Raw genomic sequence first — 16,144 nt, forward strand, 5'->3', positions numbered from 1 at the left:
AACGGCGCCGAGTGGAAGTTCCGCGCCGTCGGCCAGGGCTACGCCTCGGGCCTGCGCGGCATCGCGCAGGACTTCGGCGTCAACGTCTGACCCAGGCCGAGACAGCACCGGGGCCCGGCCCGGTCGGGCCGGGCCCCGGTACGCCCGGACTGTGGAGCAGGCCACCAAAGACCGTCGCCCTCCGGCCCTGGCGGTCCGCCGACCGGGGGTACCGATGATGTTTGTGGAGCGACCCGGAACTTCTGTTACCCGATGCCCGGAATGTCCGCCTAGGCTCGTCCGTAGCGCGTGATCAAGCCGATCACCAGCAAGGACGAGAGGGAGTGCGGAGCATGACCGAGTACACGCTGCGGGACAAGGTCGCCGTCGTCGGCGGTGGCGAGAAGAACCTGGGCGGGCTGATCAGCAGGACATTCGCGGAGTCCGGGGCGAAGGTGGTCGTGCACTACCACAGCTCCGAGAGCGACGCCGAGCAGACGGTGAAGGCGATCCGGGAGGCCGGAGGGCAGGCCGTCCCCGTCCAGGGGGACCTGACGAAGGTCGCCGACGTGCGGCGGCTCTTCGACACGGCGGTGGACACCTACGGAGGCGCCGACATCGCGGTCAACACCACCGGGATGGTGCTGCGCAAGCCGATCCTGGAGACCACCGAGGAAGAGTACGACCGCATGTTCGGCATCAACGCCAAGGCGGCGTACTTCTTCATCCAGGAGGCCGGACGACGGCTGAACGACCACGGCAAGATCATCAGCCTGGGCACGTCGCTGCTGGCCGCCTTCACCGACGGCTACTCCACCTACGCGGGCGGCAAGGCACCGCTGGAGCACTTCACCCGGGCGGCGGCCAAGGAGTTCGCTGACCGTGGGATCTCCGTGAACACGGTGGCTCCGGGGCCGATGGACACGCCGTTCTTCTACCCGCAGGAGACGCCGGAGCGGGTGGAGTTCCACAAGTCGCAGGCGATGGGCAACCAGCTCACCCACATCGAGGACATTGTCCCGATCATCAGGTTCCTGGCCACCGAAGGCTGGTGGTTCACCGGCCAGACGATGTTCCCCAACGGCGGCTACACCACCCGCTGACCGATCCCTTCCGGCCGGTGACGCCTGTCGAACGCGGAGGGAAGGTGTGATGAGCGGCCAGGCCGACGCCACCCCGGCCGAACCACTGCGGCGCATGATGCGCGGACGGGATCTTGGGGGGCACCGGGCGTCGACGCCGCTGGAGCTGCTGTTCGACCTGACCTTCGTGGTCGCCGTCCCCGTGGCGATCGCGCTCCTGACACTGGCGGTACTGCACCGGGCCACCCGTACCGGAGCCGTGGGGCACGCCCTGTTGGTAGCCGCTGGTGCACTCGTGGTGCCGGCCCTGGGCTTCAGCGCACCCGCTCTGGGAATCGGCGGCGCCGTCCTGGGCATGGGTCTGGCCGTGGCCGCCACGCCGGCGGCCAACCTCTTCACCGTCCACCGTCCACCGTCGAGCCGCGAGGAGTTGAGGTGCGACTGGACCTGAACAAACTCGACCATCTGATCGCTGTCGCCGAGGAAGGAAGTGTCACCCGCGCCGCCGCCCGCCTCCACCTGTCCCAGCAGGCCCTGTCCACCTCCATCAAGGTCCTCGAGCGCGAAGTCGGCGTATCCCTGCTCGAACGCGGCAGCACCGGTGTCACCGTCCTGCCCGCCGGGGCGGCCCTGATCGAGGACGCCCGCGTCCTCGACGGCATGACCCGCGCCGCCCTGCACCGCGCCCGGCACATCGGACGCGGCGAGACCCAGCCGCTCCGTATCGGCTACACCCCCGCCGTCACCGGCGACGAACTCGTCACTCTGCTCGCCCCGGTGACCGACACCCACCCCGGCATCACCCCCGAGGTCCACCAGCGCTACCCCTCCGAGCTGACCGCCGCCCTCCTCGCCGGTGACCTCGACATCGGCCTGTGCCGCGGGATGACGCCCGTGCACGGCATGACCCGCACTACCCTCTGCCACCAGCGCCTGCACATCGCCGTCGCCTCCGACCACCCCCTCGCCCACCGCACCAGTGTGACGCTGCCCGAACTCGCCACCGAGACCTTCATGGTCTGGGGCACCCCCGGCCACTCCCACTACACCGACCTCCTCATCGGGCACTGCCGCCAGGCCGGTTTCGAACCGGACACCGAGCGCACCGCCCGCCAAGGCACACCCCCCGTCACGGCTGTCATCGGCACCCAGCACATCGCCTTCGTCACCACACCACCAGGCCCCGCCGCGGGCGGCAAAGCACACATCCTCACCCTCGAACCCCCCATCCATGTGCCACTCCACGCGCTCTACCTCCCCCACACCACCTGCCCCAGCCGCACCACTTTCCTCACCCACGTGAGGCCGTGAGCACGAACCATCGCCCGACAGCCGCCCTCACGTCGGCGAAACCCCCGGACCCCTGCGGCTCGCTGAACGCCACGGCCGCCGTCCCGCCCGAGGCCCAGCCGCAGCAGGCACCGCGCCCTCGCCGACGGATCAGATCACGCGGAAGAGGTCGGCGGCGGTACGGACGTCGGTGAGGTCCTCGACGGTGCGGAGGTTGTCGCACAGGGACTCCAGGACCGAGCCGGTCTCGGCGGCTCGCGGGGCGCCGATGGCCACGCCGAAGACGCGGAAGCCCAGCAGGCGCTTGGCGTCGTTCCAGCCGCGCATCCATTCCTCGGTGACGCCGCACTCGTCGTCGGTGATCAGGACGATGTCGCCGCGCGTGCGCGCCGCGTCGTTGAACTCCTCCTCCAGCAGCTCACCTGCCGCCGTCAGCGGCGACTGGTAGCTGGTGCCGCCGCCGAGGAAGGTCTCCGCGAAGTCGAGCGCCTCGGCGATGCCCGCGGGCCGGCCGGCCGGGAAGCGGAAGACCTGGAGCTTGTCGGCGGCGGAGAACAGGATGCCGACGAAGTCACGTCGGGCGTGGCGGGCCTGGTCCAGCAGCGCGAGGGCGCACGCCTTGGCCCACGCCTCCCGGGTCACCCCGCCGGGTCCCGCCGCGTACATGGAGTGCGAGGTGTCCACGCACGCGACGATGGCACCCCGTCCCGTGTTCTGCTCCCCCTGGTGGTCGTAGAGCATCAGCTCTCCCGCGGCGTAGCGCGCGGCGAACACCGCACGCAGCGCGGGCAGACCGAGGTGGGCCAGCTCGGAGGGGATGACGCGGGAGAGGTCGTCGCCGAGTGTGACGCCGATCAGCTCCCCGGCCGTGTTCTCCACCTTGCGGGCGCGCTCGCCGCCCGCCATCCGGCGGAAACGGCCGATCAGTTCGGCCCACTGGGCGAGTCGGCCGGTACGCAGCCGCTCCGCGAGCCGGGCGCGCTGGTCCCAGGGCAGCCGCTCCAGTTCGGCGGCGTCGAACCCCCACGTCCGCGTCAGCGCGGCCTCATGGCGGGTGGCCGCCGCGTGCTTCGCCGCCGCGTTGCGTGTGGCGGCTCGGTGCCCCGGTGCCGCGTCCGTGGTCGCGGGGGCCTGCGGGGCGGCGCCTCGCGCGGGTTGCCGCGCGGGGGCGGGGGTGGCCGGGGGCGGTACGGCGCCGTGCTCGTCGGCCCCGTCGCCCTTGTCGTCGGCCATGTCGGCCCCGTCGGCGGCCTGTTGGTGTGCCCCGCCCATGGGGGCGGCCCCGTCGACGGAGGCCGCCTCGCCCCCGTCGCCCCGCCGGGCCCTCGGCGCCCGCGCCGCCCGCTCCCCGCCGCCCGGGGAACGCTCCAGCATCCGGCGCAGCTCGGTGGCGCGGGCGAGTACGGCCATGGCGGCGGCGTAGGGGTCGCCGACGGTCTCCCGGCGCAGCTCGGCGAACTCCGGCGATGCCACCAGCGAGGTGACGATCCGGTGGCGGGCCAGCCGGGAGGGGGCCATCTCGGCGCGTTCGCGCAACCGTGGCGCGGCCTGGTAGGCGGCCAGGAACACGTCGCTGAGGAGGCCGGTGGCGTCGTCGTGGTGCTCGTTCAGTTCCCGGGCCAGCTCGCGCAGCGCGGCCGACCGTGCGTAGAGGTCACCCCACACGTTCCGGTCCGAGCGGTCCGCGACCACGGCCCTGGTGTGCCGCCCGGCAGGCTCGGCGGACGGACCCTGCCACGCCCCGGCCCCGCTCGTCGGCGCGGCGGCCCCGTCCGTCCGCTCGTCGCGCTCGCCCGGTGTCCCGTCCATGGCCCCGCTCCCGTCCCGTCACCTTCACACCCGTACCGCCCCGTCGCGCTCCCGCCGTCGCTCAGAGCTGGGACTGCACCATGCTCGCGTCCAGGCCGAGGGCCTCGGTGAGCACGCGGGTGCGGACGGCGCGCTGGCGGCCGATGACACGGTCGACGGCGGCGGTGGAGCGCCCGGCGCCGGCCGCCTCCGCGCGCAGCTTCTCCAGACGCTTCCCCGCCGTGGCCAGCGTGTGATGGGCCTTCGTGATGACCCACTCGCTCAGCGCCTCGCGGGACTGCCCGGCCATGGCGTCGAGCTGGGCCTCCAACTCCTCGATGGCGTCGGCCAGATCGAGCGCTTCCTTGGCGTCGGGGTTGACCAGTTGCAGCACTTCGCGCTCGACGGTCGGCCGCTCGGCAGGGGAGTCCCACAGCACATGCGTCAGCACCGACAGGTCGGTCTCGGCGACCGCCGTGCGGTCGTCGAGGTAAGCGGAAGCCTGGAGCAGGCCCACCGCCTGCCGCCAGCGGCGGTCGGAGGCGATGAGTTCCTTGCGGCGCAGCGCGGCGCGCAGTGTGCACACCGCGTCCACGATCCCGTCGGGGACGTCCACGGCCGGGACGGCCTCGGTCACGGCGTGCCGCAACGCGGCCAGTTCGACGGTGGTACGGGCCGGTGCCGTCGGGCGGCCGACGGCGGAGCGGATCAGCGCGGCGAAGTTCGACGGGTCCGCCAGGTACCCGACCTCGATCCGCACCAGCAGCCGGTCGTAGATCGCGGCCGTGTCCTCTCCCGCGGGCAGTTCGTTGCTCGCCGTGATGGCACCGATCAGGGGGCAGCGGATCGGTGCGCCGCCGCTCTCGGGGTGGTAGATCCGCTCGTTGAGGTAGCCCAGGGTCTCGTTCAGTGCCGCCGTCGAGCACTTGAAGATCTCGTCGATGAACGCGACATGCGCGGTCGTGGCGCGGCCGTCGTAGATCTGGCGGTACTCGCCCCTGGCCAGCGCGGCGACGTCGACGGGGCCGAACATCCTCGTCGGCGCCGTGAACTTGGACAGCAGGATCTCCCAGTAGGACGCGCCCTCGATCCTGCCCGTCAGCTCCCTGGCCAGCTCGGACTTCGCCGTTCCCGGCGGACCGAGCACCAGCGAGTGCTGTCCGGCCAGCAGTGTCACCAGCAGCGTCCGCACCACGTCGGCCCGCTCGTAGAAGCGGCCCGACAACTCGTCGCTGATCGCCCGCAGTTGCTTGGACGTCCCCTGCGGGTCGGGTGCGTCCAGCGCGTCCCGCGTCTCCTGTCTGCCGTGCGTACCCTGCGCGTCGTGTGCGCCCATGTGCGGATCCTTGCCTGTGACGCCCTGTGGAGCGGTGACCCCGGGCCGTTCCCGGAACGGCCCGTCGCCCGAGCAAGATACCCGGCGACGGGGACACTTCGGCCGCCACCGAAGTGTCACCTCCGTACGATCGCTGCCATGGATCTCGCACATCGGGGCGGCACGCCCACGACCACCGTTCGGCCCGCCCTTGCCCTCACCCTCGCCCTCGCCCCGTTCCGCCCGGTGCGGGAGGGCGCGGCGTGACGGTGTGGGAGATGTGCGCGGTCCTCGCCGCGGGACTCGGGGCCGGAGCCGTCAACACCGTCGTCGGCTCGGGCACACTGATCACGTTCCCCGTCCTGCTGGCCGTCGGCCTGCCACCCGTCACCGCGACGGTCTCCAACGCGCTGGGCCTGGTGCCCGGTTCGGTCAGCGGAGCCATCGGCTACCGCAAGGAACTCCGCGGGCAGCGCCGCCTCATCCTCAGGCTGACGGCGGGCGCGGTGCTCGGCGGGCTCGCCGGTGCCGTGCTGCTGCTGGCACTGCCCGCCGCCGCGTTCGAGATGATCGTGCCGGTCCTGGTCGGGCTCGCGCTGCTCCTCATCGTCCTCCAGCCGCGCATCAGCCGCGCCGTGCGGCGGCGCCGCGCACGCACCGGGCGCCCCCTGTCGGCGCACGGTGGTCCAGGGCTGCTGGCGGGGGTGGGGCTGGCCAGCGTCTACGGCGGCTACTTCTCGGCGGCCCAGGGCATCATCTACATCTCCCTGATGGGCACGCTGCTCGACGAACCCATGCAGCGGCTCGTCGCCGTCAAGAACGTGCTCGTCGCCGTCGTGAACGGTGTCGCCGCGCTGTTCTTCCTCTGGCGGGCGGACTTCGACTGGACGGCCGTCGCCCTGCTCGCGGCCGGATCCGCCGTGGGCGGGCGGCTCGGTGCCACGGTGGGCCGCCGTCTCAGCCCTGTGCTGCTGCGCTGCCTGATCGTGGTGGTCGGCGGCGCGGCCATCGCCCAGTTGGTGCTGGGCTGACGCGGCCCGGGCGTCGCGCCCCCGCTCACAGCTCACACGGAGCGGGCGAGGCGGAAACCGAGGTCGTCGATGCGGAAGGTCGGGTGGCTCTTGCGGCGGCACGAGGCACGGCACGCCCGGGGGTGGTCGTAGGCGCCACCGCCCCGGAAGACGCGGTACGGGCCGTAGACGGCGGGATCGTAGAGGTCCCAGCACCACTCCCACACGTTGCCGATCATGTCGTGCAGGCCCCACGCGTTCGGCGCCCTCGTGGCGACGTCGTGCACCCGGTCACCGGAGTTCCCGCGGTGCCAGGCGCTCTCGTCCAGCTCTCCGTAGCGCACGTCCGGGGTCCCGGCGCGGCACGCGTACTCCCACTCGGCCTCGGTGGGAAGGCGGTAGCCGTCGGCGGCCTCGTCGCGGACGACGTCGAGCGCATCCGGGTCGTCGCCCGTCACGTAGCACGGAGTGAGGCCCGCCTCGCGCGAGAGCAGGTCGCAGAACCGTAGAGCGTCCATCCAGGACACCTCGGTCACCGGCGTCCGCGGCCCGCCGCCGCTCGTGAGGTCAGCGCCGCTCGTGGGGCCCGTGCCGCTCGACGGTGCCTCGCCACGGACGGCGAGGTACAGCTCGCGCGTGACCGGGTACGGCGCCAGCCGGAACGCCGGGACCTCGGCCTTCCACTCCGTCCTCGTGCCCTCGTCCCGCAGGACGATCTCGCCCGCCGGAATGCTCACCAGCTCCTCTTCGGCCGCCCGGGAAGGTGCCGTTTCAGGGCTCACCGCGACTCCTCGTGTGTCGTGACCTGTGACCTGCGACCTGTGACCTGCGACCCGTGACTCGCCGTCATCCTCGCGGACTGATCCCCGCCATGGCCAGGCCGAGCAGGCGGTCCGCCTCGGCGGCGGGGTCCGGGAGGTGCTCGGTGGCCAGCACGATGCCCGCGATCAGCGTGAGCAGATCCGGGACGGTTACGCCGTGCGCCACCGCTCCGGCCCGCGCCGCGCGTCGCAGCAGCGGCTCGCCCGCCTCGCCCAACCGCGTCGCGCAGGTGCTGGGGTGGCCCTGCTCGTCCGTCCCTTCCCTGGTCAGGGCTGTGGCTAGCCCTCGCGCGTCGGCGGCGTAGACGGTGAGCGCGCTCAGCCACTCCAGCAGCGCGGTCCGTGCATTCCGTGCCCCGGACAGCTCGTGGGCGCGTGCGCACAGGCCCTGGATCCGCTCCTGGAAGACGGCCTCCAGCAGTGCGCAGCGGCTGGGGAAGTGGCGGCGCACGGTGGCCGATCCGACGCCCGCCGTGCGGGCGATCTGCTCCAGGGAGGCGTCGGCGCCGTGCGCGGCGACCTCGTCCACGGCCACGGCGAGGATGCGCGCGTAGTTGCGACGGGCGTCCGCACGCTGTGCGGGCTGTGCGGGCCGCGTCGAATGCGTGGACTCCGTGGACTGCGCGGGCATGGCGTCACCTCCGGGCGGGTTGCTAAGTGGCGGGGTCCTCCGTATCGTAGCGGAACGGTAAGTGGCGGGCCCCGCCGTTTAAGGGTCCGCAGTCAACTCCTGCCGGACTGCCGCGCGTTCCGCCCGCCGTCCCACGGCGCACACCATCCGAGGAGCACCCATGCCCACAGATCCCGCACCCGTCCTGGTCACAGGCGCCACCGGTCAGCAGGGCGGCGCCACAGCGCGTGCGCTGCTCGCGGCGGACGTGCCCGTACGGGCCCTGGTACGCGACCCGTCCACCGAACGTGCCCGCGCGGTCGCGGCGCTGGGCGCCGAGCTGGTGACCGGCGACCTCCTCGACCTCGACTCCGTGCGCCGGGCCGCCGAGGGTGCCCGCGCCGTCTTCTCCGTGCAACTGCCCGACCTGGCGGACCTCCAGGGCGACTCCGAGTGGGTGCAGGGCCGCAACCTCGTCGACGCCGCACGCGAGGCGGGAGTGGCCCAGTTCGTGCACACCTCCGTCTCCGGCGCCGGGCAGCACCGCGAGGTGCCCGGCTGGGACGAGGGCCGCTGGGCGTCGATGGAGCACTACTTCGAGACCAAGAGCGCGATCCAGGACCGGGTCCGCGAGGCGGGCTTCCGGCGCTGGACCCTCCTCAAGCCGGGCTTCTTCATGGAGAACCTCCTCCCCGGCACTTATCTGCTCCCGAAGGGTCCCGAAGGCGGCCTGGTGACCGTCATCAGGCCCGATACCGTGCTGGCGCTCGTCGCCGTCGACGACATCGGTGCCGCTGCCGCCGCGGCCTTCGCCGACCCGGAGCGCTTCCACGGGGTCGAGCTGGAACTGGCCAGCGAGCGGGCGCCCATGACCCGCGTCGCCGAAGTCCTCTCCCACGCGCTGGGCGTCGAGCTGACCGCCCCCTCCATGACGGTGGACGAGGCGCTGGCCGCCGGGGCGCCGGAGTTCGTCGCCTCGCACGCGTGGCTGAACGAGGTCGGCCAGCCCGCACGCCCCGAGGACGCGCGGGCCCTGGGCATCCCGCTCACCGGCTTCGCGCGGTGGGCCGAGCGGTACCTGACCCCGGAGGCGCCGGCGTCGGACGGGTGACCACCGCACCGCCACACCATCGTGCCGTCGAGGCACGGTCCCGTCAGACCGTCCGCGCGGCGGCGCGCGGCTCGACGGTGACGGTGACGGGGGAGGGCGCGAGGATGGTCCTGGGGCGGGGCACGGCACGGGCGTCGGGCCGGAGGTGCCATCGCCGTCCGACCGCCGCGACGAGGAGCACCAGCTCCGCCAGCGCGTAGTCCCCGCCGGGGCACCCGTGGACGCCCGCGCCGAAGGGAAGGTAGGCGGTGCGGTGCGGCGACGCTCCCGCGCGGGCCCCGGTCCAGCGGCCGGGGTCGAAGACGGTGGGACGGGGGTGGAAGCGGGGGTCCCGGTGGATGACGTAGGGGCTGTAGAAGAGCTGCGTCCCCGCGGGGAACTCGTGGCCGCCCAGCGTCACGGGAACGGTGGCGCGACGAGGGAAGAGCCAGACCGGCGGGTAGTAGCGCAGCGTCTCGGTGAGCACGTGCCCCGTGTAGGTGAGGCGGGGTATGTCGTCGGGGCGCACGTCCCGGTCGCCCACGACGGTGTCGGCCTCCTCGCGGACCCGCGCGCGGACATCGGGGTGGCGGTCGAGGAGGTGGAAGACCCACGCTGCCGTGCTGGCGGTGGTGTGGGCTCCGGTGACGAGGGAGGCGACGTCGTCCACGAGCTGCGCTTCGTCGGCGCCCTCGCCGATGGCCGCCAGGGCGGGGCTGTCGCGGTGCGCGGCGACGAGCTTCTCGAACATCGCGCGCAACGTCGTCACGGCGGCGCGGTAGCGGGCCCGCTCGGGGGTCGGCACGCCGTCGAGCAGGGCGCGCGGGCCGTAGCCCCGGTAGGCGACGCCCTGGAAGAAGCCCGGCAGGTGACGGCGGATCGTGCGCAGATCGTGGTCGGACAGCGGGGCGCCGAACAGGGTGTGGGAGATGACCGTCAGCGCGAGGTCGGTCATCTCCGCGTTCAGCGCGAAGCGCTGTCCAGCGCGCCAGGACCGGGCACGGGCCGTGGCGTGCTCGGCCATGGCCGGAAAGTGGTCGGGCAGCCGGGACTTCTGGAACAGCGGCTGGACGGTGCGCCGACGCGTCAGATGGTGCTCCCCGTCGGCGACCGCGAGCCCCTCCCCGAGCAGACCGCGCCCCTCGCGGAAGATGTCGCCCCGGTCGAACTGGCGCGTCGGCGCGGTGAGCAGAGCACGCACCAGACCGGGATGGTTCAGCAGATACGCGGGGCGGCGGCCGAGCCGGATGCGGGTGATGTCGCCCTGACGGCGCTGCGCCTCCAGGAACGCCAGCGGGCCGGCCGCGAGGCGGGCGGTGTGTCCGAGGAGGGGCAGGGCGCCGGGAACGGTGGGGATCGGGCTCACGGCATGCCCGTGCGGCGCCGCCGACGGGACGGTACTCACGGCACGTCCGCCAGAGGGCGCAGCGCGATGCCGGGGTCGGCGTCGGGCGTGGCGAGATGCGGCTCGTTGTGGCTGGCCCACGCCTCGTAACCGTCGCTGTGGTTCAGGCAGTTGCGCCCCGCGGTCCGCGCCACCGCGCGCTCCTCGCCCGTCAGCTCCAGCAGTTCCATCTCGTGTTCGAGCGCTTCCGGCATGCGGTGGAGCCGCGCGCTGTACTCGAAGAGGAGGTCCTGGACGAACGCGAAGGCCTTCTCCCGGCCGACGTGCTCGTGCCGCATGTGCTGCGCGACGGGGTTGCGGTGGTCGCCGGTCTTCTCGTCGCGCAGCGCCGAGTACAGGTCGTTGGTCAGGATGACGCAGTAGTACGTCAGGCGCCGCATGGTGACGAGGGAGGGCATGCGGTAGAGGTGCGCCGGTATGTGGACGGTGTTGGCCAGCTCGCCCTGGGAGATGGCCACATGCAGCCCGCCGTTGTCGATCCGCAGACTCAGATAGTCCGCCAGGTCCCACGGGTAGTCCGGCTTGCGCATCGCGTGGTAGTTGCTCTGGGTGGCGAAATAGTGGCGCCAGTGGGAGGAGGTGCGGGCGAGGAACTCCGGCGGGCACACCTCCTCGTGCTCCCGCCACAGACCGTGGAACATCCACAGGACCGCGGCGGCGTCCGGAGCGGGCTTCTCGCCGTCGAGGATGCCGATCATCCGGTTGGCGACGGTGCGGCTGGTGCGGAGGTCGGAGTGGAGTGAATCGTTGAAGTCGTCGTAGAAGCGGTAGAAGGCGTAGATCTTCGCGAGGATCTCCTGCCGCTCCGGGACGATGTCCGGGTGGACCCACGGAAAGAAGGTCATGTAGCGCAGGACACGGGGGTTGTCCGCGCCGAACCCGCGGGCCCACTCCGTCGCCCCGGCGATCGCCCGCGGGTCGAGTGTGCCGGGGGTGAACTGCTGGGCGTAGGGCGTCAGTCCGGGCCGCATCAGGGGTCCTCCTCCAGATCCCCGTCCGCCCTGTGCGGGGGATCGGGGTCGCGGTGTCGGGGGCGGACCGGGCCCAGTGCTCGCGGGACTTCAGCAACCCCCGTCGGTTCGGCAGAGCGATGCTAACGAGGGAGGACGCGAGGCCGATCCTCACGGACCGGCCATTGTTGAACCGGTTCAGAGGAAGCGGCGGATGGGGGCCACAGCGCCCTCCAGCAGCCGCTGGGCGACCGGCCGCCGCTTCCATCTCCCCGGCCGGATCAGCTCGCTGACGGCCAGATCCTCCTCGAAGTGCGCGTCCAGCTCCCCCGTGAACGACTCGTCCAGCACCGCGAGCGAGACCTCCTCGTCGTGGTCGAGGGAGCGCCGATTGACGTTCGACGAGCCGACGAGGGAGACCACCTGGTCCACCGTGATGACCTTGGCGTGCATCATCGTGGGCTGGTACTGCCATATCCGCACCCCGCAGGCCAGCAGCTCCTCGTAGTGCTGCTGCCCCGCGAGCTGGCAGACCCGCTTGTCCGTGTGCGGTCCTGGCAGCAGGATGTCGACGGTGACACCGCGCCGGGCCGCCGCGCACAGCAGGCCGACGAAGAAGGCGTCGGGCGCGAAGTAGGCGGTGGCGATGCGGACGCGCTCCTCGGCCGACTCCAGGAGCACGCGCAGCAGGGTCTGCATGTCCTGCCAGCCGAAGCTGGCCGAGCCGCGCACCACCTGGACGACGGACCGGCCGCTGGCGGAGTGCTCGATGAACCGGTCCCGTTCGTCGAAGAGTTCGTCGTGGCACTCGGCCCAGTTCTGCGCGAACGCGGCGGCGATGCCGTCCACCGCAGGGCCGCGTACCCGGACGTGGGTGTCGCGCCACTCGTGCTCGTTACGGGCGTTGCCGCACCACTCCTCCGCGATGCCGACCCCGCCGGTGAACGCGGTGGCCTCGTCGACCACCAGGACCTTGCGGTGGCAGCGGTGGTTCTGCTTCAACGGCGAGAGCCGCGCGGGCTTGCGGAACCAGGCGACCGCGACCCCGGCCCGCTCCATCAGGTCCAGCAGCCGCTGCTCGATGGGCCTGCTGCCGAAGCCGTCGAGCAGCAGCCGCACCCGCACGCCAGCGCGGGCGCGCTCGGCCAGCGCCTCGGCGAACTGCCGGGCGATGTCGCCGCGCCAGTACACGAAGGTCATCATGTCGACGGTGTGCTCGGCGGCCCGCACACTGTCCAGCATGGCGGGGAAGATCTCGTCGCCGTTGCGCAGCGGGACCAGTTCGTTGCCCTCGGTCGCGGCGATGCCGATCAGCCGCTCCAGGCGGCGGCGGATGCGCCGCTGACGGTCCGCGGCGCGCGACGCGTCGGGCGGCCCGTCCCCGGTCCGCTGCCCTGGGAGGGCTGGTGAGCAGTCCGGCTGTTCCCGCGCTGTGGCCATGGCAGCTCCTGCTGGGGGTCCCGAAAGCCTGAGACCACCGGGACCTGCGCGGCCCGGGGCGAACCGACTGTACGCCGGAACGGGGGGCTGCCTGTACGGGGCATGCGCACTCTGGGGCCTCCGGTGCGGATGGGCCGGAAGCGTACGTCCGCGGCGCTTCATGTGTGGCCGTGCGGCCCGCGCAGGCGCCTGTACGTTCCCGCCGAGTGGCCCGGTGCCGCGCCTACCGTGCGGGGCAGCACCGCCTGTCTCCAGCGCCTCCGCGGCCAGGGCCGGCACCGGGCCCGGCCCGGTCGCCCCGCCGTGACCCGCACCACCCGAGGAGGCACCGCATGAGCGACCCCCGCACAGGCACAGGCACCGGACCCCGTGATCCGCACCGGATCCGAACCCGGACCCGTCACGCTGGAGAGCGCCGGAGCTCCGCGACTGCACGAGCAGGCCGACGAACTCCGCGCGGCCGGACCCGCCGTCCGCGTCCGGCTGCCGGGCGACGTCATCGCCTGGTCCGTCACCCGCGGCGACATCGCCCGGCGGCTGCTCACCCACCCCCACGTCTCCAAGGACGCCCGGAAGTCCTGGCCCGGCTATGTGCCAGGTGCCGTGGCCTGGCTCTACAGCTTCGTCGACGTGCGGTCCATGTTCACCAGCGACGGCCACGACCACCACCGGCTCAGCGAGTCCGCGCTGGTCTCGACGCTCATCCTCATGACCGGCGTCGGAAGCGAGGCCACCGTCGCGCTCCTGGACCACGCGGTGCGGGAACTCCTCGCCCACCCCGGGTAGTTGGCCGTTCTCCGGAACGACCCGTCCCGCTGGCCGGACGCCGTTGAGGAGACGCTGCGGCTCCACTCGCCGCTCATGCATCTGCCCCTGCACTTCGTGACAGCCGACATCGACATCGGCAACGACGTCACCCGCCTGCCCGTCCGCCTGACGCCCGAGCCGTAGCCGCAGTCGCGGCGCGCACCTTACGGGCGCTGGACCAGGCCGAGGGCAGTTCGCTCCGGAGAGCTGGCTCCGTGGCGAGGACACACCACCGCGCCGTTCACGTCCCGCGGTTATCCGGGAGGACACCTCTTCGTGCAGTACCACCCTGTCGCGGTGGCGCGCGACCTGGCCGCTGACCTGGCGGAAGTGATACCGAAGACCGTCATGGGGTGACGGGGCGCCGCGCCCGGCTCGCCCTCTAGGGTGCTCGGGTGACCACTGAGACAGCGCGCGAGTCGGCGAACACGAGGGACAAGGACACGGAGCAGCGCGGAAAGAAGAGGCCCGCGTGGGGATGGCGGGTGCTGGGGCTGCTGTTCGGGTTCGTACTCACGGTGGGCGGTGCCGCGGCCGTCGTCGTCAACGTCGTCCAGGGGGCGCAGGCCACGGGACTGGCAGGCGAGCGGGGCACGTTCACCGTGGCGTACTGCACCGACAACAACCCCAGCAGCAAGAACTCCGACTACGAGTGCGACGGCGGCTTCGTGCCCCGGGGCGGGGAGGCAGCGGACCGCAGGAGCGGAACCCTGGAGAACGCCGGTGACTACCCGGACGGCAGAAAACTGGACGTGACGGAGAACATGGTGGGCAGCCCGGGTGTGTTCCGGGAGACCGGTGTGGGCGCGGTCCTGGCCTCCCTCATGTGGATGTGCTTCGGCGTCATCGCCCTGGCCGCGGGGGTCTACCAGTCGCGCAAGTGGCTGAGGAGCTTCAGGTAGGAGCCCTCCTGGCCTGAGCCTCCGCCCCACAAGCGCTATCGGGCAGGTGTGCGAGCTGGGATACGGTGCCCGGGTGACGGGTGATGCTGAAGTGACGGGGGAGTCGGAGGCGTCGGGGGAGTCGGAGAAGACGGAGGCGTCGTCCCGACAGGCCGGTGTCTTCGCGTACTCGGACGAGCAGCGCGAGCGCTGGCGCGTACTCCAGGACGAGAGCGACCGGCGACGGCGCCGCAAGCGGATCGCCGGTTGGGCCGCCGTCTGCGTGCTCGTGCTCGGCGCCGCCGGATGGCTCGCGGCCCCCACGGTCAAGGACCTGGCGATCGAGTCCGGCGCCTGCGACGAAGGGCTGCCGGAGGGCGGCCTGGACTCCCTGCGCGCCCTCTCCGGCGACCCGGACGAGCACCTGGCCTCCTCCGAGTCGCACACGGACGCCCAACTCGGCCGCTACCACTGCGAGGTGACGACCGTGGAGCGGGGGCGGGTCGTCGAGGTCGAGGCCGTCACCAGCCGTGACGACGTGGACGCCGAACTGGTGCGGCACTTCGCCGACGACGGCGGCCGTCCGCGTGCCGCACTGCCCGCGGGACTGCCCGGCTTCGAGAGCACGTTGACCGGCATCGTGCTCACCCCCTCCTGCCCCGGCCTCGGCGAGGACGCCACGGGCCGCGCCGCCCGCCTCGTGGTCGAGGTCCACGGCGGCGGCCTGGACAGGGACCCCGTGCGGTTGCTGCGTCCCGGCGTCGCGCTCGCCAACAAGGCGTCCGAGAAGCTCGGCTGCGACAGCGAGCCGCTTCCGGTGCCCGCCGAGAACGTGGCGGCGAAGACCGTCCGCCCCGTCGGCACGGCGGGCACCGCCTGTGCGGCGCTGGCACGCGGCCCGCTCCAGGGCGACGGCTGGACGGTGGAGATGGGGACGCCCGACAGCCCCGCGCCCATGGTGAGCTGCGCCGTCCGCCCGAGCGGCGAGAACGGGGACGGCGACCCTCAGCGGACGGTGCTGGAGCTGAACGCGTGGTACGGGGACTGGGTACCCGCGCGGATGCAGCGGCAGGCGCGTATGGACGGCACCTCCGACGGCGAGGGCGGCACGCGTGCCGTCACCCCGTGGCTGACCGGCGAGAGGGGCTGGGCCACCGCCACATGCGAGGGCAGACCCGCCGGGTTCGAGCTGTGGGTGGACAGGGAGAAGGACGACTCGGACAGCGAGGACCGCGCGCTGGACAAGAGCCGGTACAGCGAGAAGGAGATGCGCAAGGCGCTGACCGCCTTCGCGAAGTCCCAGAGCGAGCTGCGCGACTGCCACGGCCTGCGACTGCCGGAGACGGCCGAGCGGTAACCCGGCCGCCTCCGGCGCGGGGTGCGGTGTCCGGCTCAGAAGCCCCCGCCTCCGCTTCCACCCCCGCAGCCGCCTCCGCTTCCGCAACTGCCCGCCCCGTGATCCCCAGGGGCGTCACCCCCGAAGCCCTTCCCGTCCCCCAGGCCGGAATCGGCGTGGGTGCTGCCGCCAGACGTCCACGCCCGGGTGCCGGAGCGGTGGCCGCGCCGCCAGGGGTGCCGATCGGGGCGGTGCGGGGCGAGGTTCGGCGGCCTCGCGATCATCCACGTGATCAGCGCGGCGACGACCAGGAACACCCCTCCGAAAACGATCCACGCGA

At 72.6% G+C, this 16,144-nt stretch carries 17 protein-coding genes; 10 read left to right on the forward strand and 7 right to left on the reverse strand.

Features of this window, described 5'->3' with window-relative positions:
- The 4 genes from ACYVOO_RS20335 to ACYVOO_RS20350 form a co-directional block, all read left to right on the forward strand.
- Positions 1-90, forward strand: a 90-nt coding sequence (locus ACYVOO_RS20335; protein ID WP_461017288.1) for a TerD family protein, incomplete at its 5' end; no start/stop codon positions are given.
- A 242-nt stretch (positions 91-332) separates the two neighbouring features.
- Positions 333-1,082, forward strand: a complete 750-nt coding sequence (locus ACYVOO_RS20340; RefSeq protein WP_461017071.1) for an SDR family oxidoreductase — start codon at positions 333-335, stop codon at positions 1,080-1,082.
- Positions 1,083-1,131: 49 nt separating this feature from the next.
- Positions 1,132-1,512 (forward strand): hypothetical protein, encoded by a 381-nt coding sequence (locus ACYVOO_RS20345; protein WP_461017072.1) that lies wholly within the window; start codon positions 1,132-1,134, stop codon positions 1,510-1,512.
- On the forward strand, positions 1,497-2,372 hold the full coding sequence (locus ACYVOO_RS20350; RefSeq protein WP_461017073.1) for a LysR family transcriptional regulator: 876 nt from the start codon (positions 1,497-1,499) through the stop codon (positions 2,370-2,372). Before ACYVOO_RS20345 ends, ACYVOO_RS20350 begins: the two co-directional genes overlap by 16 nt.
- Before the next feature lie 129 nt (positions 2,373-2,501).
- Here ACYVOO_RS20350 and ACYVOO_RS20355 read toward each other — a convergent pair whose 3' ends face one another.
- Positions 2,502-4,160, reverse strand: a complete 1,659-nt coding sequence (locus ACYVOO_RS20355) for a VWA domain-containing protein (protein ID WP_461017074.1) — start codon at positions 4,158-4,160, stop codon at positions 2,502-2,504.
- Positions 4,161-4,221: 61 nt separating this feature from the next.
- A complete protein-coding gene (locus ACYVOO_RS20360; RefSeq protein ID WP_461017289.1) occupies positions 4,222-5,421 on the reverse strand; it encodes an AAA family ATPase in 1,200 nt (399 codons plus the stop codon).
- Between the two features lie 296 nt (positions 5,422-5,717).
- On the opposite strand from ACYVOO_RS20360, the gene ACYVOO_RS20365 reads away from it, so the two are divergent.
- Complete coding sequence (locus tag ACYVOO_RS20365) at positions 5,718-6,485, forward strand: sulfite exporter TauE/SafE family protein (RefSeq protein WP_461017075.1); 768 nt, start codon at positions 5,718-5,720, stop codon at positions 6,483-6,485.
- A 32-nt stretch (positions 6,486-6,517) separates the two neighbouring features.
- On the opposite strand, the gene ACYVOO_RS20370 is transcribed toward ACYVOO_RS20365, so the two are convergent.
- Positions 6,518-7,246 (reverse strand): formylglycine-generating enzyme family protein, encoded by a 729-nt coding sequence (locus ACYVOO_RS20370; protein ID WP_461017076.1) that lies wholly within the window; start codon positions 7,244-7,246, stop codon positions 6,518-6,520.
- Between the two features lie 64 nt (positions 7,247-7,310).
- Positions 7,311-7,916 (reverse strand): TetR/AcrR family transcriptional regulator, encoded by a 606-nt coding sequence (locus ACYVOO_RS20375; RefSeq protein ID WP_461017077.1) that lies wholly within the window; start codon positions 7,914-7,916, stop codon positions 7,311-7,313.
- Between the two features lie 160 nt (positions 7,917-8,076).
- On the opposite strand from ACYVOO_RS20375, the gene ACYVOO_RS20380 reads away from it, so the two are divergent.
- On the forward strand, positions 8,077-9,006 hold the full coding sequence (locus ACYVOO_RS20380; RefSeq protein WP_461017078.1) for an NmrA family NAD(P)-binding protein: 930 nt from the start codon (positions 8,077-8,079) through the stop codon (positions 9,004-9,006).
- A gap of 43 nt (positions 9,007-9,049) precedes the next feature.
- Here the strand turns inward: ACYVOO_RS20380 and ACYVOO_RS20385 are convergent, their stop codons facing one another.
- The 3 genes from ACYVOO_RS20385 to ACYVOO_RS20395 form a co-directional block, all read right to left on the reverse strand.
- Positions 9,050-10,351, reverse strand: coding sequence for a cytochrome P450 (locus ACYVOO_RS20385; RefSeq protein WP_461017079.1), 1,302 nt, complete (start codon positions 10,349-10,351; stop codon positions 9,050-9,052).
- A 35-nt stretch (positions 10,352-10,386) separates the two neighbouring features.
- Complete coding sequence (locus ACYVOO_RS20390) at positions 10,387-11,361, reverse strand: terpene synthase family protein (protein WP_461017080.1); 975 nt, start codon at positions 11,359-11,361, stop codon at positions 10,387-10,389.
- A gap of 177 nt (positions 11,362-11,538) precedes the next feature.
- On the reverse strand, positions 11,539-12,780 hold the full coding sequence (locus ACYVOO_RS20395; protein WP_461017081.1) for a phospholipase D-like domain-containing protein: 1,242 nt from the start codon (positions 12,778-12,780) through the stop codon (positions 11,539-11,541).
- Positions 12,781-13,149: 369 nt separating this feature from the next.
- Here ACYVOO_RS20395 and ACYVOO_RS20400 point away from each other — a divergent pair, with 369 nt between their 5' ends.
- The 4 genes from ACYVOO_RS20400 (at position 13,150) to ACYVOO_RS20415 (ending at position 15,825) form a co-directional block, all read left to right on the forward strand.
- A complete protein-coding gene (locus ACYVOO_RS20400; protein WP_461017082.1) occupies positions 13,150-13,566 on the forward strand; it encodes a hypothetical protein in 417 nt (138 codons plus the stop codon).
- Positions 13,567-13,731, forward strand: coding sequence for a hypothetical protein (locus ACYVOO_RS20405; RefSeq protein ID WP_461017083.1), 165 nt, complete (start codon positions 13,567-13,569; stop codon positions 13,729-13,731).
- 251 nt (positions 13,732-13,982) lie between these two features.
- On the forward strand, positions 13,983-14,489 hold the full coding sequence (locus ACYVOO_RS20410; RefSeq protein ID WP_461017084.1) for a hypothetical protein: 507 nt from the start codon (positions 13,983-13,985) through the stop codon (positions 14,487-14,489).
- 73 nt (positions 14,490-14,562) lie between these two features.
- Positions 14,563-15,825: a hypothetical protein gene (locus ACYVOO_RS20415; RefSeq protein ID WP_461017085.1), complete on the forward strand. Its 1,263-nt coding sequence runs from the start codon at positions 14,563-14,565 to the stop codon at positions 15,823-15,825.
- Positions 15,826-16,144: the final 319 nt, after the last annotated feature.

The organism is Streptomyces daliensis (assembly GCF_054782395.1).